The organism is Pedobacter anseongensis, from assembly GCF_037482965.1.
GTDB lineage: Bacteria > Bacteroidota > Bacteroidia > Sphingobacteriales > Sphingobacteriaceae > Pedobacter > Pedobacter anseongensis.
This window is the reverse complement of the sequence record NZ_JBBHKB010000001.1, coordinates 1,040,726-1,066,780: the sequence shown is the minus strand read 5'-3', so window position 1 is coordinate 1,066,780 and position 26,055 is coordinate 1,040,726. Positions and strand designations below refer to the sequence as shown.

The window sequence follows — 26,055 nt, the reverse complement described above, 5'->3', positions numbered from 1 at the left end:
AAAAATGAGAAGAATTTTCATAACAGTTATATTGATGTTTGGTTGGACCATGGCTTATGCGCAGGTTTCGCGTTATGTAGATCCAAAAATTGGGACTGCGCATAGCCGCTGGTTTTACTTTACTCCTGGAGCCGTTCCTTTTGCGATGGCAAAACCGGCACCCTCTACTAATGGTTCTTATGGGAATGCCCATGGCTGGGATGCAGTAGGGTACGATGAGCGGCACCATTCGATCGAGGGTTTTGCTAATTTCCACGAATTTCAGGTTGGAGGCATTGTTTTTGCGCCCATCACTGGTAAACTACAAACGTTGGCAGGAAAGCTAGAAACGCCCGACGATGGATACCGTTCAAGATTCGACCGTAAAGATGAAATTGCAGCGCCAGGTTATTATTCCGTTTTACTGCAAGATTATGGTATTAAAGCCGAATTAACCTCAACACCGCGTGTGGCTTTTCACCGTTATACATTTCCAGCTTCTGGCGAATCGCATATTTTGTTCGATATTGGCCATAAGCAAGGCGAAAGTGGTGAAGTTAAAGATGCGAAGGTTTATCTAACAGTAGACGGACGAATTGAAGGTTACGTAACCACCTATCCGGTTTACGTGCAGAAGTATCAAAATGGTGCCGACGTAAAAATGTATTTTTCAGCTGTGCTGGATAAAGAGTCGAAGGCTCATGGCACGTTTAAAGGGGCAGAAATTTTTGCTGGCAAAGACGAAATTACTGGAAAAGGGGCAGGATTGTACCTTACTTTCGACACTAAAGAACAGGAAGCTATCACCATAAAAGCAGGTTTATCGTACACTTCGATAGAAAATGCTCGTTTAAACCTAAATACAGAAGCCGAGAAATTAAGCTTTAATAACGCTAAGAAGAAGGCGGCAAAAACTTGGGAAAGCTATTTGAGCCGTATTAAAGTGCACACAAACGAAGTAAAAGACATGACTAAGTTTTACACGGGCTTGTACCATGCTTTGTTGGGCCGAGGTTTAGCGAGTGATATAAACGGCGCTTATCCAAAAAACGATGGTTCGGTTGGGCAAATTGCTTTGGGGAGCGATAATAAGCCTATTCATAACCATTACAATACGGATGCCATTTGGGGTGGATTTTGGAATTTAACCCAATTATGGGCAATTGTTTATCCCGAGTATTATTCGGATTGGATTAAAAGTCAGCTGTTAATTTATAAAGATTCGGGTTGGCTGGCCGATGGCATTGCGAATAGTAGATATGTTTCTGGTGTAGGAACCAACTTTGTAAGTTTGGCCATGGCGAGTGCATACATGGCAGGGATTCGCGATTTTGATGTGAATTTGGCCTACGAGGCATCGTTAAAGAACGAATTAGAGGGCAATAATCGTGTACCTGGAGCCGGTAAACTAGACGTTGCCCAATTTGTAAAATATGGATTTGTACCACATTTAGATAAAGGTATAGGGGGAGGCGAACGTTGGCAATATTCGGCTTCGCATACTTTAGAATATTCGTATAGCGCCTATGCTGTTGCGCAATGGGCAAAATTATTAGGTAAAGATACAGATTATGCGCAATTGATGCGCTTAAGCAAGGGCTGGGAGCAAATTTACAATTCAAAAACGAATTTAATCCAACCAAAATGGGCCGATGGCAACTTTATCGAAGATTTTAAACCCAGTCAAAGTTGGCGAGGATTTCAGGAGGGAAACGCATGGCAGTACACATTCTATGTACCGCATACACCAGAATTTTTGATTGCTAAGATGGGAAAAGCGAATTTCAATATTCGTTTGGATAGTATTTTCACCACCTCACAAAAGAACAGTTTTGGGGGAGGCACAAAATTGGACGCCTTTTCGGGTTTAGAAGGATTATATAATCATGGCAACCAGCCCAACTTACATATTTCGTGGTTGTTTAATTTTTCGGGCAAACCCTCGCTTACTCAGAAATGGGTTCGCACTATTTGCAATGAGTTTTACGGTACTGATGGCATACATGGGTATGGATATGGGCAAGACGAAGATCAGGGGCAGTTGGGCGCCTGGTATGTGATTTCGAGCTTGGGTTTGTTTGATGTAAAAGGGTTTACCGCTATCGACCCGCAAATAGGCTTGGGTAGTCCGCTGTTTGATAAGATTACTATTAAAGGAAATAAAAAATATTATAATGGCAGAGATTTTAAAGTAAAAGTAAAGAATGGATCGGCTGATAAGATCTATGTGCAGTCGTTTAAGTTGAATGGGAAAATGCTAAATGAGCCATTTATGAAGTTAAAAGAGGTACAAGATGGGGGTAAATTGGTGTTAGAGATGGGTGCGGTAGCGAAAGATGATTACTAGGGCGTTAACTGCTAATTACCCTATAGTTCGCTCTCGCTACGTTGCCATATGATGGAAACGATGAGGGGTATGCGCCCAATGGAACGGCCTCATCGGATTTGCGTTTAGAAAATCAATGAGATGGGCCGAAAGAAATAAAAGCTGTTTGAGTAAAGCGAGTTCTTTTATTTCCGGTCCAGAACTTTGATTTTTAGCAAATGCGGTGGAGCCTTGATCTTTGGTTACCTTTCCATCAAGGGAAAGGTAAGAAGTCTCTCGGCAACAAGCCGAACAAAATAAATTTTAAGAAAATGAAACTAAAAACCCTATTCACATTCGCCTTAACGTTAAGCATTATCATCTCTAACGCCCAAAAAGTAATCTGGAAAATCGGCGAGGCCGACAACCAAGCTACCGGCATGGCACTTGCTCCAGGCAATTATAAAGAGTTTTTAGCGAACGATTTTGGTTGGGAAGATCAATACTTTTTAGTTGGCCATTCGAAAGCAGATCAGAACTTTCCATATGTGTTGCCTGGCCCGAAAGATGGCTGGGGTGGAACAGCGCCTACTGCAGGTATTCGATCGCATTTATCAACTATTTTGTTCGATTTAAACAATGTGCCGTCAATTGGCAGTTTCAAATTAATCATCGACCTTGTGGGCTACAATGGCGAGAAACCTCCGCTCTTTAAAGTGAACATTAACGGGAAAGGCGAAGTGATGCAGTTGCCAAAGGGCGATAAAAGCGACGTGGTTTCGGGCAATTTAACTATGGCAAAAGAATTTATTATAAACATCCCAATCGCAAAGGGCGTGTTGCATAATGGAGGAAACGAAATTCAATTAACTTCCTTAGATGGTTCGTGGTTGGTATTCGATCAGGTACGTTTAGAGGGGGCATCGGCAGTTAACTTAAAAATACCTAAAACTAGTTATGTTCGTGAGGCTAAAAGTGCAAAGTATGAGATTTTGCAGGGTGCTAAACGCGTTCAACCTTTGTTAATCGATGTAGAACAGTTAATTGGAAAACCAAATTTAATGGTGCGTTTAGATGGAAAAACGATACTACTAGAAAAACTAGAAACTGGGCGTTATCAATTTGAAGCACCGATGCCTGCGGTCAAAAAAACCACTAAGAGCACGTATGAAGTATTATCAAATGGTGTTTTAATTGCGAACGGAACGGTAAATCGTTCTGCGCAAAAATTGGGTATGTTTTCCGATTACGTAGATACACGTATAGGTACGGCGCATTCGCGGTGGATGATTGGTCCCGGTCCTTGGATGCCTTTTAGCATGGTTAAAGTTAGTCCCGATAATCAAAACGACGGTTGGCAGGCCGGTTACGATCCAACTTTCGAAAGCATTGGCGCTTTTAGTCACATCCACGAATGGACCATGGGTGGCTTGGGAATTTTGCCTGTGCGCGGACCTTTAAAAATTAAAGTTGGCGATCAACGAAGTGCGCCCGGCGAAGGCTATCGTTCGCGAATCGACAAGGCCAGCGAAGAAGCGCCGCTTGGGGCGTATAAAGTTAAACTCACCGATTACAACATCAAAGCAGAAGTAACCGCCACCACACGTGCTAGTTTTATGCGCTATACCTATCCTAAAGGAACCGATTCGAGAATAATGATCGATTTGCAAACCCCAGCCGAGAATAAATACAAGCTAAACGAAATCACCCTTAAAAAGGTAAGCGATTATCGTATAGAAGGGTATGCGAAACAATTGGCACCCCAAGTTTGGATTGCACAGGCCGGATCGAGCGAGCAAGAATATAACGTACATTTTGTAATCGAGTTCGATCAACCGATTAAAAAATTCGGGAACTGGGTAAATGACGATATTGGAACGGGCGATTTGGTTAAGGTTATCGATGCCAAAGATGCTGGCGCTTTTGTTGAATTCGATACTCGAGTTAATCCCATAGTACAAATGCGTACGGGCCTATCGTATGTGAGCATTGCAGGTGCTTCCGAAAATTTGGCTACCGAAATTGCTAAGCCTTTTGGTTGGAGCTTTGAAAAAGTATATAACAATCAGCGCAAAGTATGGGACGATTTGTTAGGGCGAATTACTACCAATAGCAACGACAGAAGAGAAAAGGTACGTTTTTACACCAATATGTATCGTGCTCTGTGCAGTAGAAATACATTTAGCGACGTAGATGGAAAGTGGATCGATGCTACAGAGAAACTGCAACAATTTAAAACTTCGGATGGAATAGCTTTAGGTTGCGATGCATTTTGGAATACCTTTTGGAATTTGAACCAGTTTTGGAATTTAGTAACGCCCGAATGGTCGTCGAAATGGGTAAAATCGCAATTGGCCATGTACGATGCCAATGGATGGCTAGCTAAAGGCCCTGCCGGGATGGAATATATCCCCGTAATGGTGGCCGAACACGAGGTTCCCCTAATGGTGAGTGCATATCAAATGGGAATTCGAGATTATGATGCAGAAAAGGCATTTAGGGCTGCCGATAAAACCCTTTCTACCCCACAAACTCGTGTGGGCGGTGCATTGGCAGGCAATCAAGACTTCGAAGCGTACATGAAGTATAAATACGTGCCCTATGATAAAGGTCGCTTTTCTAATTCCTTAGAATATTCTTTTGACGATTGGACATTAGCGCAGTTTGCCAAATCGTTAGGTAAGACCGAGAAATATAAAGAATATACTGATCGCGGCACCTGGTGGAAAAATGTAATCGACACCGCAACAGGTTATGCACGGATGAAAAAATCGGATGGCACTTGGCTTCCGAATTTTGATGCTTTTCAATCTGGTCGCAACGAGCATTATGTAGAAGGCAATGCATGGCAGCTCACGTTTTTTGTGCCTCAAGATGTGCCTGAATTGGCTAGGGAGATTGGGATTAACCGTTTTAGAGAGCGCTTAAGTTGGGGTTTTAATGAAAGTGTAAAGTGGCGATTTAATGCGCCAAACGATCAGTATTGGGACTATCCCGTTACGCAGGGCAATCAACAATCGATGCATTTTGCTTTTCTGTTTAATTGGGTTAACCAGCCTTGGCTTACACAAAAATGGAGCCGTGCTTTGGTAGATCGCTATTATGGTTATGGGATAGCGAATGCTTATTTGGGTGATGAAGATCAGGGGCAAATGAGTTCGTGGTTTATTATGGCAGCATTAGGCTTGTTCCAGATGGATGGGGGAACGCGGGTTAACCCGATTTACGAAATTGGAAGTCCGATTTTTAATAAAGTTACACTCAATTTAGGCGAGCGATATGGCCGGGGGAAATCGTTCGAAATCGAAGCGAAGAATGTTTCTCGTACGAATAAATATGTGCAAAGTGCCACTTTAAATGGGAAAGTGTTGAATAAATTCTGGTTTTCGGCAAGCGAATTGTTGAAAGGCGGAAAGTTGGTTTTGGAGATGGGCCCTGAGCCGAATGAGGATTGGGGGAAGATGTAGGGGTGAAAACAACAGTTAAATAGTATATATTTGGGAAAGTGAGCATTAACCTAATCCAAATGTCGACAGTGAAACGGAAACTCTTATTTGCTTTTTTTGGCCTTATTGTCACCATCACCACTTCCCAAGCCCAAACGTGGTACAACCCCCTGCAACAAAAATTCCCCGTAATCCAAGGCCAAGCGTTGCCCTCAACCATCGGCGCAAGCTACCAGCGATTACCTAACACCTTAAAAGACGAAGTAAGACCACCTGTTTGGGCTTTAGGCCAAAATACCGCCGGCGAATACATCGAGTTTACGAGCTCGGCTAAAAAGATAACCGTGCGCTACCAAGTTAGTGGTTCATTAAATATGCCACACATGCCTTCAACGGGAGTGAGCGGGCTCGACTTATATGCGCACAACGAAAGAGGGATGTGGGACTGGGCTCCCGGAAAATATACTTTTAAAGATACCATCAGCTATACCTTCGATAATTTAGCATCGAAACATGGAAAAATCTTTAGGCTCTACCTACCCTTGTACAACTCGGTAAAATGGCTGGAAGTGGGTGTAGAAAAAAACGAAACTTTAACCTTTTTGCCTATCACTAAACAAAAGCCAATTGTAGTGTATGGTACATCTATTGCTCAGGGGGGGTGCGCAAGCAGACCAGGTTTAGCTTGGCCTTCTATCTTTGGCAGAAAAATTAATCAACCTGTAATTAACATGGCTTTTAGCGGCAACGGCCGATTAGAAACGCCTATATTAAATCATATCGCACAAACTGAGGCTAAGCTCTTCATCCTCGATTGCATGCCGAATTTAGGCTCAAGAACACTTTACCCAGAAGAAGAAGTCAGAAAAAGAGTAAACGAATCGGTAAGCACTTTGCGAAAAGCTCATCCTAACACGCCTATCTTATTGGTAGAGCATAGTGGCGGTGGAAATGAGCATTTGTTAGATACCCTAAGAAATAAAGAATTTAAAACCTCAAGCCAAATCCTTACCAAAATTTACAACGAACTTAAAGCCAGGGGAATAAAGAAAATTTATCTATTAACTACCAAAAATATAAATATGGGTATCGAATCTACTGTTGATGGTACACACCCTAATGATATTGGGATGATGGAACATGCTGTGGCGTTTGAAAAGAAGTATAAGGAGATATTTTAGTACTTTGTAAAATATTCTTAGGCTTTGCCATTTACTATTATTTGGAAAATAGGCAAACGACAGCACAACTTAACGAGCTAAAGCAATTAAAAGCAAGTAAATTTCTTTTTACTAGCTAAGACAGCTAAGAAACTATGAGGGATATGCGCCTAGTAGGATGGCCTCGAAGTTTAAGGAAGAAGAGTAGTTAATTTTACCTACTGCCGTCCCTAAGTGCAAACGAAGGGTCTTTACCTTTAATTAACAAGATGGCCAAATGGAGCCCTTGAGGTGGAATGGCCCTCTTGTGGCTAGCAAAAATTAACGTACTATTCGAACTTAAAATTCGCAGGTACTGTCTTTAAAACCAAATAAAATTCAATAAATATTTCCTTAGATTTGTACTAGTGAAAATTTCCCTGTGGAACTTTATCATGTGTAGCTCCGGAGTTTTCTGGGGCTATTATTTTTTCCTGCTGGTTAAATTTGGAATTATAGGTCTGGTTGTTTTTCCAAAGGTAATATACCATCACCAATAGCTTTTTCTGTACAGCTACATACCCCTTCATCTTTATTCCAGTTCGTTTCCTGATTGCTTAATAAATATAAAGATATGAGCCTTGATTGTTTGTTTCTTTGTTATCAAGAACAAAGAAAGAGCCTCTCGGCGGCGGTGAGCCGAGTTCAAATCCTACCTTATTACACTTCCCTCCTCAAATTTCGCACCAGGCGCAACAAATGTTAACTTCCCTGTAGAATCCTCTGCCATTAATATCATCCCCTGAGAAACAATCCCCTTAATTTCGCGTGGTGCTAAATTAACCAATAAGCTTACCTGCCGACCAATAATTTCCTCGGGCGAATAATACTCAGCTATACCCGACACTACTGTACGCTCGTCTAAACCTGTGTTAAGTGTAAGCTTTAATAATTTCTTAGTTTTCTCTACTTTTTCAGCTGCGATAATCGTCGCTACACGGATATCCATCGCAGCAAAATCATCAAACTGGATATTTGGCTTTGCCGGGGTAGCCTTTTTATTTGCCGCTATATTTTCGGCCTTGCTATTGTTTAATTTATCAATCTGCGCTTGTACTACGTCGTCTTCAATTTTCGAGAACAATAGAACAGGTTCGTTCAATTGGTGTCCGCGCTTTAATAGATGTATACTTCCAGCATCTGCCCATAGATGGCCGCCATAATTCAACATTTTTTGCAATTTGTCGGCCGTGAAAGGCAAGAAAGGCTCGATTAAGATTTCGAGGTTTGCCGCAATTTGTAAACTGATATTTAAAATGGTACGTACCCTGTCTTCGTCGGTTTTAATTACTTTCCAAGGCTCGGTATCGGCTAAATATTTATTACCCAAACGCGCTACATTCATCACTTCACCTAAAGCCTCTCTGAAACGATAATTCTCGATAGAAGCACTCACTTTGGCAGGCGCAGCTGCTAATTCGTTAATCACGTCCTGATCATAATCGGTTAATTCCATTAGGGTGGGCACTCTTCCCTCAAAATATTTATGGGTAAGCACCGTAACACGGTTGATGAAATTGCCTAAAATAGCCACCAATTCATTGTTGTTTCTGGCTTGAAAATCTTTCCAAGTAAAATCGTTATCCTTAGTTTCGGGAGCTGTTGCCGTTAATACGTAACGTAATACATCTTGCTGGCCTTCAAATTCTAATAAGTACTCGTTTAACCAAACCGCCCAATTTTTTGAGGTCGATATTTTTTGCCCTTCGAGGTTTAAAAACTCATTTGCGGGCACATTATCGGCTAAAATATAATCGCCATGCGCCATCAGCATCGCTGGAAAAATAATGCAATGAAAAACAATATTGTCTTTGCCTATAAAGTGTACTAATTTGGTGGAATCGTCTTTCCAATATTCTTCCCAACCGCATTTATCGGCTTCAATCTGGCGGATGTAATATTCTTCGGCCTTTGGATTCCAAACATCAAGCATTGCATAACTGCAAAGTTCTTTAGTAGCCGAAATATAACCGATAGGTGCATCGAACCATACATATAAAACCTTGCCATCTGCCCCTTTAATGGGCACATGAACGCCCCAGTCTAAATCGCGCGTCATTGCTCTCGGCTGCAGGCCTGCATTTAACCAACTTTGGCATTGGCCGTAAACATTAGGTCGCCATTCTTTGTGCCTTTCGATATAGGTGCGTAATTTATCTTCGTATTTATCTAATGGTAAAAACCAGTTCTTTGTTTCACGTCGCACAGGCGGTTCGCCTGATAAAGTCGATTTTGGATTGATTAAATCGGTCGCATTTAAGGTGCTTCCACAGTTTTCGCACTGATCGCCATATGCATTTTCGTTGCCGCATTTCGGACAAGTACCCGTAATATACCTATCCGCTAAAAAGCTTTGCGCCTTTTCATCGTAGTATTGTTCGGTTACTTCTTCGGTAAATACGCCGTCTTTATATAGTTTTGAAAAAAAATCTTGGGCAGTTTGGTGATGCGTTAACGATGAGGTGCGATGATAAATATCGAAAGAAACCCCAAATTCTTGAAATGAATCGCCAATAATTTTATGGTATTTATCTACAACCTCTTGTGGTGTAATGCCTTCTTTCTTGGCTTTTAAGGTTATAGGAACTCCATTTTCGTCTGATCCGCAAATAAATTTTACGTCTCTCTTATTAGAGCGAAGGTAACGCACATAGGTGTCGGCAGGCAAATAAACGCCGGCCAAATGGCCAATGTGAACCGGACCATTGGTATAAGGCAAAGCTGCCGTTACGGTATATCTTTTAATTTTATCGTTATCCAAAACTATTTTTTTAATTTGCAAAGATATGAATATAGCACCACCTTACTTAAAAAAAGGAGATAAAATTGCAATCGTTTGTCCCGCTAAAAAATTACCCCAACCCATAAATGGGGCAATCGAAATCTTAAAATCATGGGGATTAACCGTGGTACTTGGCGAGACAGTGACTGCAGATTATCATCAATTTGCAGGAAACGATAGTTTACGGGCAGCAGATTTGCAAACTTTTTTAAACGACTCGGAGATTAAAGCCATTATAGCGGGTAGAGGGGGCTATGGTACCATCCGCATTATTGATGAGCTGGATTTTTCTGCCTTTGAAGCGGAGCCGAAATGGCTTATTGGATTCAGCGACATCACTGTTTTACTCGCTCACACCTTTGCTCAGCTGAACACCCAAAGCATACATGCACAAATGCCCTATACTTTTGAAGAGAGTACACCCGAAGCTCTAGAAAGTTTACGAAAAATGTTATTTGGCGAAAAGGTAAATTATAAATATGAAAATACTTTCATAAATAAAATTGGTAAGACCGAGGGAATATTAATTGGTGGCAATTTAACCTTGCTGATTGCGCTAGAAGGATCAGTTTCAGAAATGGATTTTACCGACAAAATTCTTTTTATAGAAGATGTAGGGGAACACGAATACGCCATAGACCGCATGATGCGGATCTTAAAAAGAAAAGGAAAATTGAAAAAATTAAAAGGCTTAATTGTTGGTGCTTTTAATGAACTAGGAGAAGAAAAAATCCCATTCGGACAAACACCGGAAGAAGTGATTTATGAGTTGGTGAAGGAATACGATTACCCGGTTTGCTTTAATTTCCCAACAGGGCATATTAACGATAATAGGGCGATGGTATTGGGCGCAAACGTTTCGATACTCATCAACGAATACGAAGTTGAATTTAATTATATATAACAATGGCAATTTTTGAAAGCTTAGGCAAATACCGGAATGCCGGTTTGCTTATTATACGCATAGGTTTAGGTATTATGATGATGATGCATGGCTTCCCGAAATTTTCGGGAGGCACAGAAACCTGGATTAAAATTGGAGGCACCATGAAGATTATTGGCGTCGACTTTTTCCCCTTAGGATGGGGATTTATGGCGGCCGCCACAGAAGCTATTGGTGGATTATTTTTACTGCTTGGTCTATTTTTTAGACCCGTTAATCTATTGCTAGTGTTTACCATGATTATGGCCAGCTTAGTTCACCTATCCGACCCAAAACAAGGTATAATGGACGCTTCCAGCGCTATTCAGTTAGGCGTAGTATTTTTAGGCTTAGTGTTTTTGGGGCCTGGGAAGTATAGTGTAGATAAGAAATAAATATATTAAACACCTTGACAAACTTTAAAAGGTTGTCAAGGTGTTTAATGCGCTAGTAAGTTTCACTATCAGGCGGAATGCCATAATCAATAAATGCTACTTTTTCTTCTTTTTTAGTCTTTTTACCTGTAAAGAGTGATTTTACCACATTAAAAATACCTGATAAATGTTCTGCATCTAACGATTTTCCAACTTTTCCAGAAACGAGTGCGCCCAAGGCTTTTGTAATTATGCCAGAACCTCGAAAAACGGTACTGTTTAGCAACATTGGTAGCAGTATAGACATAATCTTGCCGCTGATATTAGTTTTTTCATCAAGCTTTAAAAACCCTGATGGAGTTGCATACTTTTTAATCAGATTACCTAGCGTAAATTGTTTCACATATGTTTTCGTGTCCTGACCAAGCAGTTCACCTCTTTGCTTATAATCTGTTTTTAACCGATGAATTTCGCTATGTAATTCTGCTAAGGTCCGTATGTTATTATTTGCTTTCATCATCATCGTCTTTATCGGCCACTTTATCGAAATATTTCCTGATAAACAGATTTATTAATCCTGGCTCCATAAATTTATCCTTTGTTAAATAAACAATAACGGCTAAAACTATGTAAATGCCAGCTACGCAACCAAAGCCTCTTGTATAATTGCCCAAAACATCAGAAAGGAAAAGCGCCAGCGTAAATGTTCCGAAAAGAAAGGCCAACATAAAACAAAGAATTACTGTGCCGTTGGTAATTAAATCTGCAAAAATTTTAGCGCCCTTCTCAACCGCCGTTAGTCGAATGTGTTCTACACGGATATCTACATACTCTTTAGCATCTAAAAAGATGTCTTCAATACCTTTTTCTTTCTCTTCTTCCATTTTAATCGATCAATAAATTAGATTGCTCAAACGTTCTCTACTTCAGTAGAATATTCATCCTCTACGTCACGCAATTTGCTTTTTATAGAATCTACAACCTTATCTTTTAGGCTGGTTAAGTTATTAATCTCGTCGGCCGCCTTATCTTTAATCGAATCGCCAAGATCTTTTAGCGATTGACTTAACTTGTCTCTAGTTTCGCTTCCTTTTTCGGGTGCAAATAATAAACCTATTGCAGCACCTGCCGCTAAACCTGCTAATAGTGCAATTAATACTTTTGAGTTGTCGTTCATGATCTTTAATTTATGTTTAACAATATAATTTATAACTCCTCTTGCTCCGTAATTGTTTTAATTCTTTCTAATCTTTCCGATGCTTTTGCACTGGTTTCGTATATGCGGATCAATAAAAAGAAGTAAGAAAATAAGAGCGGACCAAAAACCAGTCCTAATATACCAAATAAAGGAATACCAATAACCACGCCAATTACAGTAATTATGGGATGAATATTTCCTACTCTTTTAGCAATCATAAATCTGAGTACATTGTCGATATTAATGATTACCACAAAACCGAAGATTAACATCGCCCATGCACCGAAGGTATTCCCATCGGCCATTTGAAGCAATGCAGCAGGCACAAATACTACTGGAGGACCTAAAATGGGTACAAACGATATGAATGTAGTAATCACCCCCCAAAAAATAGGGTCGTTATAGCCCAATACATAAAATGATAAACTTACTAACGAACCCTGCACTATTGCAATAAATCCTTGCCCCACTACGTTTGCATAGGTAGTATTGCGCATTTCTTCGGCAAAACGCTTGGCATTCTGTTCTCTGAAGGGAGCATATTTTATGAGGGCGTTTTCGAACGATTCCCTTTCTATAAGCATAAAATATAATAAAAAGTACATTAACAGCAGTCCAAAAACAATATTAAACACCCCTGTAATTAGAGACGGAAATAGGCCGGTAGCCCAGGTTCCCGCCTTTTTTAAACCGTCTTCTATCATTTGAGAAGCATTTTCACTAAAATCGAAAAGATGTTTTATTTTATTAAGGAGGTTCGTAAAATAAATTTGATCGCTATTCAGTTCATTTATTTTCGATATCACCATGCTGCTTAACCCATAAAAGGGAAGTACAATCACCACCAAAGAAATAAATAAAAGTAATATTGCGGTAATACTCTTGTTCCATCTTTTTACCTCAGCTAATTGAATGTAAGCCGGACGAAGTATAGTATAAAGCACAAGCGTACTTAAAATAGAACCAAAAATGCCTTGCAGCGAATACGCAATAACACACCCCAAGGCTATAATAATAACCAGATTAATGTTATTTCGTTGTTTATAACTAAATATCGACATGCAGAGCGATTAGAGGTAAAGGTGCAGCAAAAGGTTTGCCAGTTTCTTATTTAGCTAATTAGTTAATTTGCAAATTAACTAATTTACTCCCCCAAGTCAATCGCCTTCATTTTATTATAAAGTGTTTTTCGATCTATATTTAAAAGCTTGGCGGCTTTGGTTTTGTTGAAGTTTACTTCTCGCAACACGTTTAAAATGGTGTCGTATTCGGCCTCTAGGGCAGCATTTTTAAGATCGCGTGGTTTATTCGATTTAGCAATTGTGTTTTCTACGGCAGCCTCAATAGCAAAAGCTTTTGCATAAGTAGATATTTCTAATGGGAGTGCTTTTAGTTGAATTTCTTCGTTCTCCGTTAATAAAGTTGCTCTTCTTACTACGTTTTTTAACTCACGCACATTACCTGGCCAATTATAGGTTAAAAAGCATTCTTCTACCTCTGGCGAAAATGAGGTAACGTTTCTGTTGAGTTCGTCGTTAGCAATTTTTAAGAACGTATGTGCAAACACCATAATATCTCTTCCCCTTTTGTGAATCGGAGGCAAATGAATTGAAAATTCATTGAAACGGTGGTATAAATCCTCTCTGAATCGACCTTTCTGAATAGAATCGCCTAAATTTTCGTTCGTTGCAACGATAATTCGTACATCTAAATCAATTTCTTTAGTGCTTCCAATGCGTTTAATTTTCCGTTCTTGTACAGTTCTTAGTAGGGCAGCCTGAATATCGTACGATAAATTTCCAACTTCATCTAAAAATAATGTGCCTCCGTTTGCCATTTCGAAATGACCAATTTTGGTGTATAATGCCCCAGTAAAAGATCCTTTTTCATGACCAAAAAACTCACTTCCAGCTAATTCTTTGGTAAGCGAACCACAATCCATCGCAACAAAAGGTTTATCTTTCCTCGGACTATTTAAATGAATGGTTTTTGCTACCGATTCTTTACCTGTTCCGCTTTCACCAGTTAAAATAACGCTATAATTGGTAGGTGCTACCAACATAATTTGTTTAATCAAATCTTTCGAGGCCTGACTCTGACCAACTACAAATTCGTCGGTTTCGATCAATTGTTTTGCAGATTTATCTTTCTTAGCATCGGTTGCAATAGGCTCTGAATCGCTTGCATTTAAAGCAATTTGAGTTTCAATTGCTTTATTTATGGTGTTTAAAATCTCGTCTGGGTAAAGCGGCTTAGTGATGTAGTCGTAAGCACCTAATTTAATAAGCTCTACCGCTAATTTAATATCAGAATAACCTGTAATAATGATTACACCAGTTTTGGGATAATTCTCCTTGATCTTGATTAAAATATCTTTTCCATCAGTATCCTCTAGTCGATAATCGCACAATACCAAATCAAATCGCTGCTTAGCCAGATATTCCATGGCCGAGGTTCCGCTTGTTGCGGTTTCTACAATAAAAGAGTTTCGCGTTAAGAATTTAGATAATAAAAGCCCAATGTTTACCTCATCATCTACTATTAGTATTTTCTTCATGATAAAAGCTGTAACCGATAATAATAGTTAAATATAGATAAATATTTAGAATGGGCAATATTCTCTACACTTTTTAATGTTAAGGAACTAAGAAAAATTAAGCCTTCTTAAATCCTTATTTTATAATTATAAAATTTATTTTCCCCCAAAAACGGCTTTTCTTTTTTCTAAAAACGCAGAAACCCCCTCTTTAAAATCTTCGGTTTGAAAACAATTTCCAAATTCTTCAATTTCAATAGCGAAGCCATTTACTTCAGGATTCAAGGATGCATTAATGGCATTTATAGCACTTTTAATAGCTAAAGGTGCACGTTGTTTAATCTTGCCTAAAATGGCTTCCGCTTTGCCGATGAGCTCGGCTTGTGGTACAACTTCATTAACTAAACCAATTTGTGCAGCCTTTTCGGCTGTGATCATATCGGCTGTGGTAATCATTTCCATGGCCCTTCCTTTACCTACCAATTGTGTAAGGCGTTGTGTACCGCCATAACCCGGGATTAAGCCTAACGTTACTTCAGGTAAACCGAGCTTCGCGTTTTCAGAAGCAATACGAATATGGCAAGCCATGGCTAATTCTAATCCACCCCCTAAGGCGAAACCATTAATAGCTGCGATCCAAGGCTTCGGGCAATTTGCAATGGCATCGAATACGTCGTGCTGACCACTTCTGCCCAATTCTTTGCCCTCGGCTAAGCTGTAGTTTTGGAATTCAGAAATATCGGCCCCAGCCACGAAAGCTTTTTCGCCAGCGCCTGTTAAAAGCACCCCTCTAACCTCACTATTTGTAGTTGAATAAGCAATTACATCGGCCAACTCGGCTAACGTTGCCTTGTTTAACGCATTTAATTTTGCTTCTCTATTAATCGTTACATAAAGGATATTTTCCTTTAACTCGGATCGTATATTTTGATACACCATATTAAAAATTTCTATGTTCAACCACCCAGTTTTCGATATAGGTTACTATGGTGGCCATCGGCGTTCCCGGAGCAAATAAACTACCTACACCTATTTTTTGAAGCGCAATCATGTCTTGTTCAGGAATAATTCCGCCACCAGTTAATAACACATCATTGAGTTGTTTTTCTTTCATGATGGCTACAATTTTTGGAAAAACCGTCATATGAGCCCCAGAAAGAATAGAAATCCCAATAGCATCTACATCTTCTTGTAAGGCCGTATTCACCACCATTTCTGGCGTTTGTCGAAGTCCGGTATAAATTACCTCCATACCTGCATCCCGCAAGGAAGTAGCGATAACCTTAGCGCCACGATCGTGCCCATCTAAGCCCACTTTTGCCACTAAAACTCGGATTGGTCTTTTGAGTGTTTTGTTCATTAGTTAACTAGTTCATTAGTCATTGGTTCACTAATATCATTGCCTCGTTACGCATTGATTCGCTCGATTAAAACGACCTGCACAGGTGAACTATTGACCAATGAACCAATGGTGTAATTACGGTGTAAATGTAAATATTTTTACCCACGTTTTATTACCCAGCGTTTAAATGCCTTAAATGCTCGAAATTGCTTCAAAAACTCGGTTAATTTATTAACTTTGGTGTTCAAAATCTACAATTAATATGAGCGAAGAAAAATCATTAAACTTTATAGAAGAGCTGATAGAGAATGATTTAAGTACTGGTAAATACGAAACTTTAGTTACGCGTTTTCCGCCAGAACCTAATGGTTATTTACACATTGGGCATGCTAAAGCCATATGCCTTAATTTTGGATTAACCCAAAAATATGGTGGATATACAAACTTACGCTTCGACGATACCAATCCTGTTACCGAGAAAACAGAATATGTAAATAGCCAACAAGAAGATATTCATTGGCTGGGTTTTGAGTGGAAGAATGAATTATATGCGTCTGATTATTTTGACCAACTTCATACTTTCGCCGTTTCTTTAATCGAAAAAGGCTTAGCTTATGTAGATCATAGCACGGCCGAAGAAATTGCCGAACAAAAAGGTACTCCAACAGAACCTGGAGTTGCGAGTGCCTACCGCGAGCGTAGCATTGCCGAAAACTTGGCTTTGTTTGCCAGCATGAAGAATGGGGAGTTCCCAGACGGAGCGTGCATTTTACGTGCAAAAATCGATTTGGCTAGTCCGAATATGTTAATGCGCGATCCGATTATTTATCGCATTAAACATGCACATCATCACCGCACGGGCGATGCCTGGTGCATTTATCCGATGTATGATTTTGCCCACGGACAAAGCGATAGCATCGAAAATATCACTCACTCTATTTGTACGTTAGAATATGTATCGCATCGCGAATTGTACGATTGGTTTATCGACCAATTGGGTATTTTCCCGTCTAAACAATACGAATTTGCGCGGTTAAATTTAACCTATACCGTAATGAGCAAGCGCAAATTGTTGCAATTGGTTAATGAAGGTTTAGTCGGTGGTTGGGACGATCCACGCATGCCAACCATCAGCGGTTTGCGTAGAAGAGGCTATACCCCAGAGAGCATCAAAGAATTTTGTGAGCGGATTGGTATTGCCAAAAGAGAAAATCTAATCGAACTTAGTTTATTAGAGTTTTGTATTCGCGAAGATTTAAATAGACGCGCTACACGTGTAATGGCAGTTTTGGACCCCATTAAATTGGTCATAACTAATTACGAAGTAGGGAAGGAAGAAATTCTAATGGGAGAGAACAATCCAGAAGCAGAAGATAAAGGTGGTTCTCGAGAAATTCCATTCAGCAATGAACTTTGGATAGAACGCGAAGATTTTATGGAAGAACCTGCTAAAAAATGGTTCAGATTGGCGCCTGGTGCAACCGTTCGCTTAAAGCATGCTTATATTGTTCAATGTACCGACTTTAAGAAAGGCCCAGATGGCGAAATTACTGAAGTACACTGCACCTATATCCCTGAATCGAAAAGTGGGGAAGATACAAGTGGAATTAACGTAAAAGGAACCATTCACTGGGTAAGTGCAGCACATGCAAAAACCGCCGAAGTACGTTTATACGATCGTTTATTTACGGTAGAATCGCCAGATAGCGAGGAAGGGGATTTTAAAGAGTACTTAAATCCTTTGAGTATGGAGGTGATAAAAAATGCCTATATCGAACCGTATTTGGCCACGGTTACTGAGCATCAGCCCTATCAATTTATCCGCAAAGGATATTTCTGTGTAGATAAGGATTCGGAAAAAGACCGATTGGTCTTTAATAGAACAGTAAGTCTGAAAGAAGCCTGGAAGCCGAAGGTTTAACAGTAGATTTCTACGTTTTCGTTATTGCGAGAGAACCTTGCGTCATTGCGAGGCACGAAGCAATCTCCATATAAATTGTTTAATCCTTTACTTATTCAATCCTTTCTGATTACGGGAGGGATTTTTTATATTAATAATAGATTAAATTTTCTTCCTAGTTAATAAAAGCAATATTTTATCATTAATATTGATTGATCATAATATGAGGAAAATAATCTTAAAGAGAATTACAATTGGTTTGGTTGTACTATCAGTAATTTAAAATTTATTAGATAGTTGGGGTAAAATTACTATACCAGTTGAAAATGCGACCCCATTAATGTGGGATAAAAATAGCTATTGGGCCTACCCATGGGGCGAATCAACAGTTCATCAGCAAAGCTGGAGATAATGAATTTACCGAAGTTCCGATTGCTAGCGATGAGAAAGTAATTAGGCTTTATAATTTTGCAAGGAAGGCCCAAGATGAAAAAATTAATTTGATAAGAGCTAACTCTTCTTTCAAAAGGCTTTTAATTTATAAAACGAAAAGTAAGAACTTTCACCAGCTTCAATTAACGTACGTGCCTGATTATGATTATCTACAACAAAATCACTTTGATGCCAGTAGGACTCAAATAAACAAGTTGGATAATTTTAGTGGATATATTGAATATAGTAGCGTAAAGGATGAAAAACCGATTTTCATCTTAAGATTTGAAAAAGGTAAGTTCATAAATAAGTATTATATTGGTGAAAAGAATGCTAAAACCGGAAAAGGTACGTTAAAGATTGCAGGAATTGAGGTTGGGGTAAAGGGATGGGATTTAGTATGTACACCTGTATACGGACAGGTATGCGTTCTTCATGGTGATCCGGAAGTTGAAACTTGTGGATCCATGGAAGTTGTTAGAGAGGATTGCGAGCAGGTTTATACACCTGATCCGGATCCAGAGCCGGATCCAGAGCCAGTGATTGATTGTGATGACCACCAGAATTTTTGGTTATGTGACCCGGAGAATCCAGAAACCCCAGACCCAGAAGACCCACCAGTGCCTGTTGAATATCAATGTGACGATTGTAGTTGCGTACCTGAAACTGAAATGGTTGATGCTGATGCGGCATTAGAACCAAAATGGGGACAATTAGGGAATCTGACTTCTATAAAGAATGAAGTAAATAAATTAATAGGCCAAACACAAAATTTCAACTTTCTAAATTTTAAAGATAGGCTAACAAGCTTAAAAAATTATTTCAATGCAAACAGGATGTACACAAGAGATGCAAATAATAACCTAATTGATGCGCCTGGCTCGGCATTCGTAGATAGATACATCTATACGGAAAATAATGGCTGGATAGATATGCACCACTTTTTTTATGCTGCTGCTTTAACAGAAGAGTATTCTCCAGCTTATGCTTATTCGTATACAGCTTCGGGAGAGTTAATACAAAGCATGTTGAACAGCCAAACAGCATCTGCATTTTCCTATGAAGATATGCCCTCAAATGCTGCGGGTATTGAGTTTTGGAAGGCATATGGCCAATCTTTAAAAAACGGAACTGCGGACTTTAACTCTGCTATACACAATTTCTTCAATCAATTAAATCCTAAAGATCCTTCTGACGCACCCAATTTTGAATATATACCTCATATTATTGATGGTTTAGCTCCAAAAAATAAATCTACTACAGGTTTAACAGGAGCTACATTAAGAAACGAGGCAAAGGCGAGTTTCTGCAAGAAATCTGCAAATAGCCAAAAAAATATAATTGAGGCACATACAAAACTTCCTCACTCTTCTCATTAAATATTATGAAATATATAATCATTATAATAATTGGATTACTGAGCCCTGTATTCGTTATCAACTATTGGCATGGAGATAGTGAGAACCTCCCAGCTGCATTAATATTTGCTTTTATTCTTTTATGCGCATTTATAGCGTGTTTTATAGTCGGAATAATTAGAAAAAGGAGAGTGCAAATTTTAGCACTTCCTGCTTTTGTAATTAGTATTATTGGGATGTTTGCAATTCTTAATTGTCAATCAGTTAGAAATAAAAAAAATGCAGACCGTATTATAGGGAGATTAGAAAAATTTAAAGGAAGTAAAGGTTATTATCCAAACACTCTTAATGAATTAATTCCAATATATTTAGAAAAAGTGCCAAAGGCTTGGTTTGGAATCTATTATACTGATTTTACTTATATAAATAGAAAGCACGAATTTAGTTTAAGAAACCAAGTACAAAGCGATTCCTATTCCGTATATGAAAGTGCATTGGGTGAATGGCAATTTTCTGATTGATAAGCAACTCTTAAGATAATAAAGTGTGTTGCCAAATCCTTCCCGATTTCGGGAAGGATTTATTTTATGGAAATTTTTGGCACTAAAATTACAATTTTAAAAGCCGCTCCTGGATCTAATTCTTTCGTTCTTTTGCAAAAGCAAAGCACAACAATTTCTAATAAACCTTGTTAATATAATTGTGAAAAACAATCTAAAACTATTGATTCTACTAACTGGAACAATACTTCCATCCATATTAAAGGCACAAAAAACCCAAAAAATAAATAATGGCGTTGAAATTACCTTTAAAGGTGTTATTGAGCAGGTGGGCCAAACTGCTGCTGAAGAATACGCAAAGAAAAATAAAATAGAATATTTGTCAGCATATGAAGGATTAAAAAATAGAAATATCTATACAGTAGATGGAATCATATTTACTAGCGTTAAAATGAATACAGCTGAAAAGAGGGGTTTGGAGAAGTTAAAAAAGGCTATTGATGAGAGAGCACTAAGCGTAAATTTAAAAACATATTCCTCTAGGATAATTACTAACCATGGATATAAAATATTGGTTACAGAAAATACTGCAGAAAATAGACTGAATTTTACCGCGATAGATAGCTCTGGTTATTCTTCTGTACTTGGTGTATTAGATTTTAATCCCACGAAAAGAAGTGAGGCAAAGTTACTCTTGGATGATATCATAAAAAGCATAAACTTTGAGTAAAGAATAAGCATCACATATATCCTCTTCTTAACGGAAGGGGATTTTTTATTTCCAAAATATCCGTACCAACACGTATATGCAAATACCGTTTTCTCGGTACATATTCCTTTAGGCTCTAAATTATTTTTGTTTGACAATTAAAATAAACAATTATGATGAACTTAAACTTAAAAAAATTGGCCTTAGCAGTGGTGCTAGCAGGTCTGGGTATTACCTCTTCATTTGCACAAACCTATAACAAAGGGGATAAATTATTAAACGTTGGCATTGGGCTTGGTGGTGGCTTTGGTACACCGATAGGTTTAAGCTACGAACATGGCTTTACGGATAAAATTAGCGGAGGTGCTTACGTGGCTTATGCCACAGAAACGGTACCTATTGGGTTCGGTGATTTTAAATACACCTATATTTTAACCGCCGCTAGAGCATCTTATCACTTCGATTTAGGTGTTGATAAATTAGACCCTTATCTCGGCGCTATCTTAGGCTATAACGTAGCTTCAGTAAAATGGTCGGGCGGAGCACTGCCTCCAGGAACCGATTCGGGTAGTGGTATAATCTACGGTGGGCATGCCGGCGCACGCTATCTCTTCTCTGAAAAAATCGGCATCTTCGCCGAAGCCGGTTATGGTATCGGAACCTTAAATGTTGGCTTAACGTTTAAGTTTTAGACCTGAACTAAACTAAGCATTATCCAATAAGCATCATGCTATATGCGCCCAGTATCGGGCCTCGAAGCTTAAGGAAGGAGAATAGTTAATTTTGCCTCCTATTCTGTACCTAAACCTCAATTTAACAAGACGGCCAAATGGAGCCCTTGAGGCGAAATGGCCCTCTTGTGGTAAGCAAAAAATTAACAAACTATCCGAACTAAAGATTCGCAGGTACTGTCTTTAAAACCAAATAAAATTCAATAAATATTTCCTTAGATTTGTACTAGTGAAAATTTCCCTGTGGAACTTTATCATGTGTAGCTCCGGAGTTTTCTGGGGCTATTATTTTTTCCTGCTGGTTAAATCTGGAATTATAGGTCTGGTTGTTTTTCCAAAGGTAATATACCATCACCAATAGCTTTTTCTGTACAGCTACATACCCCTTCATCTTTATTCCAGTTCGTTTATATACCCTTTCGAATAGGTTTCGGAACTGTGGCTGGTCATCACGTACGGCACATAATGCAGGCATGTGCAGTATTCTCCTTATCCTTGAGTTACCTTTTTTCGAGATTTTGGTCCGCCCTATGTGGCTTCCTGACTGATTTTCGACGACATCGTATCCTGCATAGCTAACAAGTGCGGCTGCATCTTTGAACAATGCAAAACCATTCGTTTCTGCTACGATCACACTAAAGGATAGTAATCCTAATCCCTTTATGGCCGTAATGTTCTCGAAATGTCTATTCAGCACCTCATCCGACTTGGTGATTTTGCCGACGGCTTTTTCCATTTCTATGATCTGCTTTTGCAGCAGTTTAATTGTTTTTTCGAGCTGCTTGATAATCTCTTTGTTCTGAAACTGACTATGGCGAATCGCCTCCAGCTGGTTGCTTATTGCCGTTTGCATTTCCGTTAGGTTCTGATGCTGGCGGGTGCAGCACCGTAGGTCGTACAAATGTCTACTCGGTGGAATCCATAGCTCAAGTCTTTTTTCAGCCCCAATCTGTGCAAGCCCCTGGGCATCGATCTTATCGTTTTTTGACTTGGCACCGTTCGCTTGGAGATATTTCTTTGCTTTGTTGGGCAGCAGTATGCTTACCGGAAGTTCCTTCCCGCTAAGGAACCACGCAAGCTGTTCATGGTAAACACCTGTAGCCTCCATTACAAAGAAGACAGGCAACTCTTCTTTCAAACCCCGATTTATCCAGTCCATAAACAGCTTGAAACCTGTAGATGAATTTGTAAACCGATGGCTAGCTTTTACTTTGACCGACTGCTGTGTGTCGATTATCGACAGGCAGCAGTGGAAATCTTTCTTGGATACGTCGATCCCTACCGAATACTTAAGGCTGCTCATAACTAAAATATTTAGGTTAGCAATCCAGAAAACTACTCTTAGTCTTTGCTCATGTTAATCGCTGATCCAGGCATTAAGGCTTGGTCAATAGGTACTGTTCAGACTTTAAGAAGTAAAAAAAGGAAGGGTTGTCCTGCGAACCAACATCTGTTAAATTATCGTGTCTAGCCTTGATCCAAGCTACCTCCCTTTTCCTGATTGCTTAATAAATATAAAGATATGAGCCTTGATCTTTTGTTTCTTTTCCATCAAGGGAAAAGAAAGTTATAAGTATTTCTTATACAAATTAAACAAAATCAACTTATCGGTTTCATCCAACGTTTTCTCATTATTCCCTCCTGTAAAATGAATTTTGAATGCATTTATCGCATTGCCTAAATTGGCTGTATTATAGCCAATAATTCGTAAAGCTAAAGCCGTATCGAAATCGGCAGGAGGCATAGTTAATACATCATCGTACCAAAAACCGAAACCTCTTTTTGCCAAGGTTTTCCAAGGGAAGTTTTTCGGGTCGTTTTTACGGCCTGGGGCATAATCGGCGTGACCGATAAAATTAGCGGTCGGTATACTATATTTCTTTTTTAAGGTAGCCAGCACTGCGCAAAGACTATTAATCTGTGCATCTGTCCAAGGATCGGTGGTGCCATTATTATCCATTTCTATGCCAATAGAGCAAGAATTCATATCGGTTACCGAGCCCCATTTCCCAACGCCTGCATGTTGTGCACGTAAATAATCGTTCACCATTTGATATACTTTCCCATCTCTGCCAATAACATAATGTGCACTGGTTTGAGGTCTTTTTATGGTGAAGGTTTTTAAGGTCTGTGCTGTAGAATCTTGGGCAGTGTGGTGTATAATTACGTAATTCGGCTTACGCATGCTCATGTTCACCGTACCTACAAAGTACTGCTCGTTATTTAACGAATCGATAGTTTGATTAACCGGAGGTGACGCTTTTATTACTTTCGAAAATTCTTTCGCCATGCGTTTATATTCTTTATCACTAGCGGCGTATTTCGATGTAGAACAGCCGCTAAATAGTACGGAAAAAGCAAACAATACGTAAACAGAAAATGTTAGTTTTTTATACACAATGTAAATTTTAAGTGGGTATTAGATAAATTAATTTGTAGCTATATTTTTTGCTAATTTAGTGCTTTGAAAGGATACATAGAACGATCACCATACAATTTTTACCGAAATGACGAACTTAAGGAAAAACAGCATACTATTTATTGGCTTATCGTTCACTATAGCGCTTTTTAGCTGCAACAATACCGATAAAACAACCGCAAAAAAAGCAACTAAAAAAGTAAATGATACTTTGCAAGATTATGTAGATAGTAGAATTAAGATTTACGAAAAGGTTAAATTATCTACCAATTTAAATCAGCTAACCCCGAGCGAGCGTAAAGTTTTGCCACTATTAATTCAAGCAGCAGCGATAATGGACGAACTATTTTGGAAACAAGCTTATCCGCAACGCGATAGTTTGTTAAACACCATCAAAGACGAAAGTACCAAAGAATTCGTTCGCATAAATTACGGTCCATGGGATCGATTAAATGGCGACAAACCTTTTGTTGCAGGTATTGGTCCAAAAACAGAAACGGGTACATTTTATCCTGCGGGCATGACCAAAGCTGATTTGGAACAATCTGATGTAAAAGATAAATTTGGTTTATACTCTGTTATTCGTACCGAAAGTGATAAATTGATCTCTGTTCCTTATCATGTAATTTATGCTTCAGAACTTCAAAGAGCCAGCAATCTACTAAAAGAAGCGGCTTTGTTAACAGAAGATACAAGTTTTAAGAAATACTTGAATTTAAGAGCCGAAGCCCTGGTAACCGACGATTATAAGGCCAGTGACTATGCATGGCTGGATATGAAAACGAATGGATTGGACATTATAATTGGTCCGATAGAGAATTACGAAGACAAATTGTTTAACGCTCGTGCTGCTTTCGAGTCGTATGTTTTAGTAAAAGATAAAGTGTGGAGCAGGCGATTAGCTAAATATGTTTCTATGCTTCCTGCCTTGCAAAAAGGCCTTCCAGTTGCTGCGGCTTATAAAAGGGAAGTTCCAGGAACCGATTCAGAATTAAATGCTTACGATGTTGTGTATTATGCAGGCGATTGTAATGCGGGCTCTAAAACCATTGCCGTAAACTTGCCAAATGATGAAGAAATTCAACAAAAGAAAGGCACTCGTCGCTCGCAACTAAAAAACGCCATGAAGGCTAAATTTGATAAAATCTTGGTGCCTATTGCCAACGAACTTATCGATAAAGATCAACAGAAATACATCAAGTTTGATGCTTTTTTTGCAAACGTTATGTTTCATGAGGTTGCACATGGCCTAGGTATAAAAAACACCATTAAAGGCAAGGGAACAGTTCGAAATGCCTTAAAAGAGCAATATTCGTGGTTAGAAGAGGGCAAGGCCGATGTTTTAGGGCTATATATGGTTACCGGGTTGCTCAAAAAAGGAGAACTAACCGGTGATATCAAGGAATTCTATACCACCTACATGGCAGGTATTTTACGGTCGGTAAGGTTTGGTGCCTCTGAAGCCCATGGAAAAGCAAATATGCAATGCTTTAATTTCTTTAAAGAAAAAGGTGCATTTGCTAGAACAGCGAACGGTGCATATCGTGTCGATTTCGATAAGTTTGCTGTGGCAATGAACGAACTGAGTAATTTCATTATCACTTTACAAGGCAATGGCGATAAAGCTGCGGTAGAAAAAGCGCAGAAGGAAAATGGAATAATTGGCGCCGAACTGCAGGGCGATTTAGATCGATTGAGCAAAAAGGGCATACCGGTTGATGTTATTTTCGACCAAGGCGTTGATGTTTTGGGGGTTAAGTAGCCAGATTAAAAAAAGTAAAAATTTCTTGTAACCTTTAGGTTCATCTCATCGTCTATATCTCATAACTAAAATAAAAGGGATTTCGGACCTTTTGAGCTAAACTAAAAATTTTTGGAATGTAAGCCATTGGTGTGCAAGCACCTTGACGTTTTTATGTCCTA

Annotated in this window: 22 protein-coding genes; 11 read left to right on the top strand and 11 right to left on the bottom strand. The window is 39.1% G+C overall.

Annotated features, from left to right (window positions below):
* The first annotated feature begins 4 nt into the window (after positions 1–4).
* The 3 genes from WG904_RS04845 (at position 5) to WG904_RS04835 (ending at position 6,911) form a co-directional block, all read left to right on the top strand.
* Positions 5–2,326 carry a GH92 family glycosyl hydrolase gene (locus tag WG904_RS04845; RefSeq protein ID WP_339578162.1) on the top strand — a complete coding sequence of 774 codons (2,322 nt, stop codon included), beginning with the start codon at positions 5–7 and terminating at the stop codon, positions 2,324–2,326.
* 290 nt (positions 2,327–2,616) lie between these two features.
* Positions 2,617–5,751: a GH92 family glycosyl hydrolase gene (locus tag WG904_RS04840; protein ID WP_339578161.1), complete on the top strand. Its 3,135-nt coding sequence runs from the start codon at positions 2,617–2,619 to the stop codon at positions 5,749–5,751.
* Between the two features lie 59 nt (positions 5,752–5,810).
* Positions 5,811–6,911: an SGNH/GDSL hydrolase family protein gene (locus WG904_RS04835; protein WP_339578160.1), complete on the top strand. Its 1,101-nt coding sequence runs from the start codon at positions 5,811–5,813 to the stop codon at positions 6,909–6,911.
* A gap of 383 nt (positions 6,912–7,294) precedes the next feature.
* Here WG904_RS04835 and WG904_RS04830 read toward each other — a convergent pair whose 3' ends face one another.
* Positions 7,295–7,459 (bottom strand): hypothetical protein, encoded by a 165-nt coding sequence (locus WG904_RS04830; RefSeq protein ID WP_339578159.1) that lies wholly within the window; start codon positions 7,457–7,459, stop codon positions 7,295–7,297.
* Positions 7,460–7,581: 122 nt separating this feature from the next.
* On the bottom strand, positions 7,582–9,690 hold the full coding sequence (gene metG / locus WG904_RS04825) for a methionine--tRNA ligase (protein ID WP_339578158.1): 2,109 nt from the start codon (positions 9,688–9,690) through the stop codon (positions 7,582–7,584).
* 25 nt (positions 9,691–9,715) lie between these two features.
* Between metG and WG904_RS04820 the strand changes: the two genes are divergently transcribed.
* Positions 9,716–10,615: a S66 peptidase family protein gene (locus WG904_RS04820; protein ID WP_339578157.1), complete on the top strand. Its 900-nt coding sequence runs from the start codon at positions 9,716–9,718 to the stop codon at positions 10,613–10,615.
* Between the two features lie 2 nt (positions 10,616–10,617).
* On the top strand, positions 10,618–11,028 hold the full coding sequence (locus WG904_RS04815; protein WP_339578156.1) for a DoxX family protein: 411 nt from the start codon (positions 10,618–10,620) through the stop codon (positions 11,026–11,028).
* A gap of 52 nt (positions 11,029–11,080) precedes the next feature.
* Here WG904_RS04815 and WG904_RS04810 read toward each other — a convergent pair whose 3' ends face one another.
* The 7 genes from WG904_RS04810 to WG904_RS04780 all read right to left on the bottom strand — a co-directional run bounded on the left by WG904_RS04810 (position 11,081) and on the right by WG904_RS04780 (position 16,101).
* Positions 11,081–11,530 carry a hypothetical protein gene (locus WG904_RS04810; protein ID WP_339578155.1) on the bottom strand — a complete coding sequence of 150 codons (450 nt, stop codon included), beginning with the start codon at positions 11,528–11,530 and terminating at the stop codon, positions 11,081–11,083.
* On the bottom strand, positions 11,511–11,891 hold the full coding sequence (locus WG904_RS04805; protein ID WP_339578154.1) for a phage holin family protein: 381 nt from the start codon (positions 11,889–11,891) through the stop codon (positions 11,511–11,513). The genes WG904_RS04810 and WG904_RS04805 overlap by 20 nt, the downstream gene beginning before the upstream one ends.
* 26 nt (positions 11,892–11,917) lie before the next feature.
* Positions 11,918–12,184, bottom strand: a complete 267-nt coding sequence (locus WG904_RS04800) for a YtxH domain-containing protein (RefSeq protein WP_339578153.1) — start codon at positions 12,182–12,184, stop codon at positions 11,918–11,920.
* Between the two features lie 29 nt (positions 12,185–12,213).
* Positions 12,214–13,266: an AI-2E family transporter gene (locus WG904_RS04795; protein WP_339578152.1), complete on the bottom strand. Its 1,053-nt coding sequence runs from the start codon at positions 13,264–13,266 to the stop codon at positions 12,214–12,216.
* Positions 13,267–13,349: 83 nt separating this feature from the next.
* On the bottom strand, positions 13,350–14,762 hold the full coding sequence (locus tag WG904_RS04790) for a sigma-54-dependent transcriptional regulator (RefSeq protein ID WP_339578151.1): 1,413 nt from the start codon (positions 14,760–14,762) through the stop codon (positions 13,350–13,352).
* A gap of 135 nt (positions 14,763–14,897) precedes the next feature.
* Positions 14,898–15,680 (bottom strand): enoyl-CoA hydratase/isomerase family protein, encoded by a 783-nt coding sequence (locus WG904_RS04785; protein WP_339578612.1) that lies wholly within the window; start codon positions 15,678–15,680, stop codon positions 14,898–14,900.
* 1 nt (position 15,681) lies between these two features.
* Positions 15,682–16,101: a cobalamin B12-binding domain-containing protein gene (locus WG904_RS04780; protein ID WP_339578150.1), complete on the bottom strand. Its 420-nt coding sequence runs from the start codon at positions 16,099–16,101 to the stop codon at positions 15,682–15,684.
* 244 nt (positions 16,102–16,345) lie between these two features.
* On the opposite strand from WG904_RS04780, the gene WG904_RS04775 reads away from it, so the two are divergent.
* From WG904_RS04775 to WG904_RS04755, 5 genes are all read left to right on the top strand, one after another.
* Complete coding sequence (locus WG904_RS04775; RefSeq protein ID WP_339578149.1) at positions 16,346–18,004, top strand: glutamine--tRNA ligase/YqeY domain fusion protein; 1,659 nt, start codon at positions 16,346–16,348, stop codon at positions 18,002–18,004.
* A 479-nt stretch (positions 18,005–18,483) separates the two neighbouring features.
* The gene (locus WG904_RS04770) at positions 18,484–19,794 is read left to right on the top strand and encodes a hypothetical protein (RefSeq protein ID WP_339578148.1); all 1,311 of its coding nucleotides are present in this window, start codon (positions 18,484–18,486) and stop codon (positions 19,792–19,794) included.
* A 5-nt stretch (positions 19,795–19,799) separates the two neighbouring features.
* Positions 19,800–20,294: a hypothetical protein gene (locus WG904_RS04765; protein WP_339578147.1), complete on the top strand. Its 495-nt coding sequence runs from the start codon at positions 19,800–19,802 to the stop codon at positions 20,292–20,294.
* Between the two features lie 181 nt (positions 20,295–20,475).
* Positions 20,476–21,003, top strand: a complete 528-nt coding sequence (locus WG904_RS04760; protein WP_339578146.1) for a hypothetical protein — start codon at positions 20,476–20,478, stop codon at positions 21,001–21,003.
* A gap of 152 nt (positions 21,004–21,155) precedes the next feature.
* The gene (locus WG904_RS04755; RefSeq protein WP_339578145.1) at positions 21,156–21,674 is read left to right on the top strand and encodes an outer membrane beta-barrel protein; all 519 of its coding nucleotides are present in this window, start codon (positions 21,156–21,158) and stop codon (positions 21,672–21,674) included.
* A 265-nt stretch (positions 21,675–21,939) separates the two neighbouring features.
* Here the strand turns inward: WG904_RS04755 and WG904_RS04750 are convergent, their stop codons facing one another.
* Both WG904_RS04750 and WG904_RS04745 read right to left on the bottom strand, forming a co-directional pair.
* Positions 21,940–23,016, bottom strand: coding sequence for an IS110 family RNA-guided transposase (locus tag WG904_RS04750; protein WP_339578144.1), 1,077 nt, complete (start codon positions 23,014–23,016; stop codon positions 21,940–21,942).
* 264 nt (positions 23,017–23,280) lie between these two features.
* Positions 23,281–24,111 (bottom strand): N-acetylmuramoyl-L-alanine amidase, encoded by an 831-nt coding sequence (locus WG904_RS04745; protein WP_339578143.1) that lies wholly within the window; start codon positions 24,109–24,111, stop codon positions 23,281–23,283.
* 109 nt (positions 24,112–24,220) lie between these two features.
* On the opposite strand from WG904_RS04745, the gene WG904_RS04740 reads away from it, so the two are divergent.
* A complete protein-coding gene (locus WG904_RS04740) occupies positions 24,221–25,894 on the top strand; it encodes a DUF8614 domain-containing protein (protein ID WP_339578142.1) in 1,674 nt (557 codons plus the stop codon).
* Positions 25,895–26,055 lie beyond the last annotated feature (161 nt).

Bases quoted from the DNA above. Each gene is read 5' to 3' on its own strand.
- WG904_RS04830 (WP_339578159.1), bottom strand. From the start codon at position 7,459: ATGAAGGGGTATGTAGCTGTACAGAAAAAGCTATTGGTGATGGTATAT.
- WG904_RS04820 (WP_339578157.1), top strand. From the start codon at position 9,716: ATGAATATAGCACCACCTTACTTAAAAAAAGGAGATAAAATTGCAATC.
- WG904_RS04805 (WP_339578154.1), bottom strand. From the start codon at position 11,891: ATGGAAGAAGAGAAAGAAAAAGGTATTGAAGACATCTTTTTAGATGCT.
- WG904_RS04800 (WP_339578153.1), bottom strand. From the start codon at position 12,184: ATGAACGACAACTCAAAAGTATTAATTGCACTATTAGCAGGTTTAGCG.
- WG904_RS04840 (WP_339578161.1), top strand. From the start codon at position 2,617: ATGAAACTAAAAACCCTATTCACATTCGCCTTAACGTTAAGCATTATC.
- WG904_RS04815 (WP_339578156.1), top strand. From the start codon at position 10,618: ATGGCAATTTTTGAAAGCTTAGGCAAATACCGGAATGCCGGTTTGCTT.
- WG904_RS04785 (WP_339578612.1), bottom strand. From the start codon at position 15,680: ATGGTGTATCAAAATATACGATCCGAGTTAAAGGAAAATATCCTTTAT.
- WG904_RS04835 (WP_339578160.1), top strand. From the start codon at position 5,811: ATGTCGACAGTGAAACGGAAACTCTTATTTGCTTTTTTTGGCCTTATT.
- WG904_RS04750 (WP_339578144.1), bottom strand. From the start codon at position 23,016: ATGAGCAGCCTTAAGTATTCGGTAGGGATCGACGTATCCAAGAAAGAT.
- WG904_RS04845 (WP_339578162.1), top strand. From the start codon at position 5: ATGAGAAGAATTTTCATAACAGTTATATTGATGTTTGGTTGGACCATG.
- WG904_RS04790 (WP_339578151.1), bottom strand. From the start codon at position 14,762: ATGAAGAAAATACTAATAGTAGATGATGAGGTAAACATTGGGCTTTTA.
- WG904_RS04795 (WP_339578152.1), bottom strand. From the start codon at position 13,266: ATGTCGATATTTAGTTATAAACAACGAAATAACATTAATCTGGTTATT.
- WG904_RS04780 (WP_339578150.1), bottom strand. From the start codon at position 16,101: ATGAACAAAACACTCAAAAGACCAATCCGAGTTTTAGTGGCAAAAGTG.
- WG904_RS04775 (WP_339578149.1), top strand. From the start codon at position 16,346: ATGAGCGAAGAAAAATCATTAAACTTTATAGAAGAGCTGATAGAGAAT.
- WG904_RS04810 (WP_339578155.1), bottom strand. From the start codon at position 11,530: ATGATGATGAAAGCAAATAATAACATACGGACCTTAGCAGAATTACAT.
- WG904_RS04755 (WP_339578145.1), top strand. From the start codon at position 21,156: ATGATGAACTTAAACTTAAAAAAATTGGCCTTAGCAGTGGTGCTAGCA.
- WG904_RS04740 (WP_339578142.1), top strand. From the start codon at position 24,221: ATGACGAACTTAAGGAAAAACAGCATACTATTTATTGGCTTATCGTTC.
- WG904_RS04765 (WP_339578147.1), top strand. From the start codon at position 19,800: ATGAAATATATAATCATTATAATAATTGGATTACTGAGCCCTGTATTC.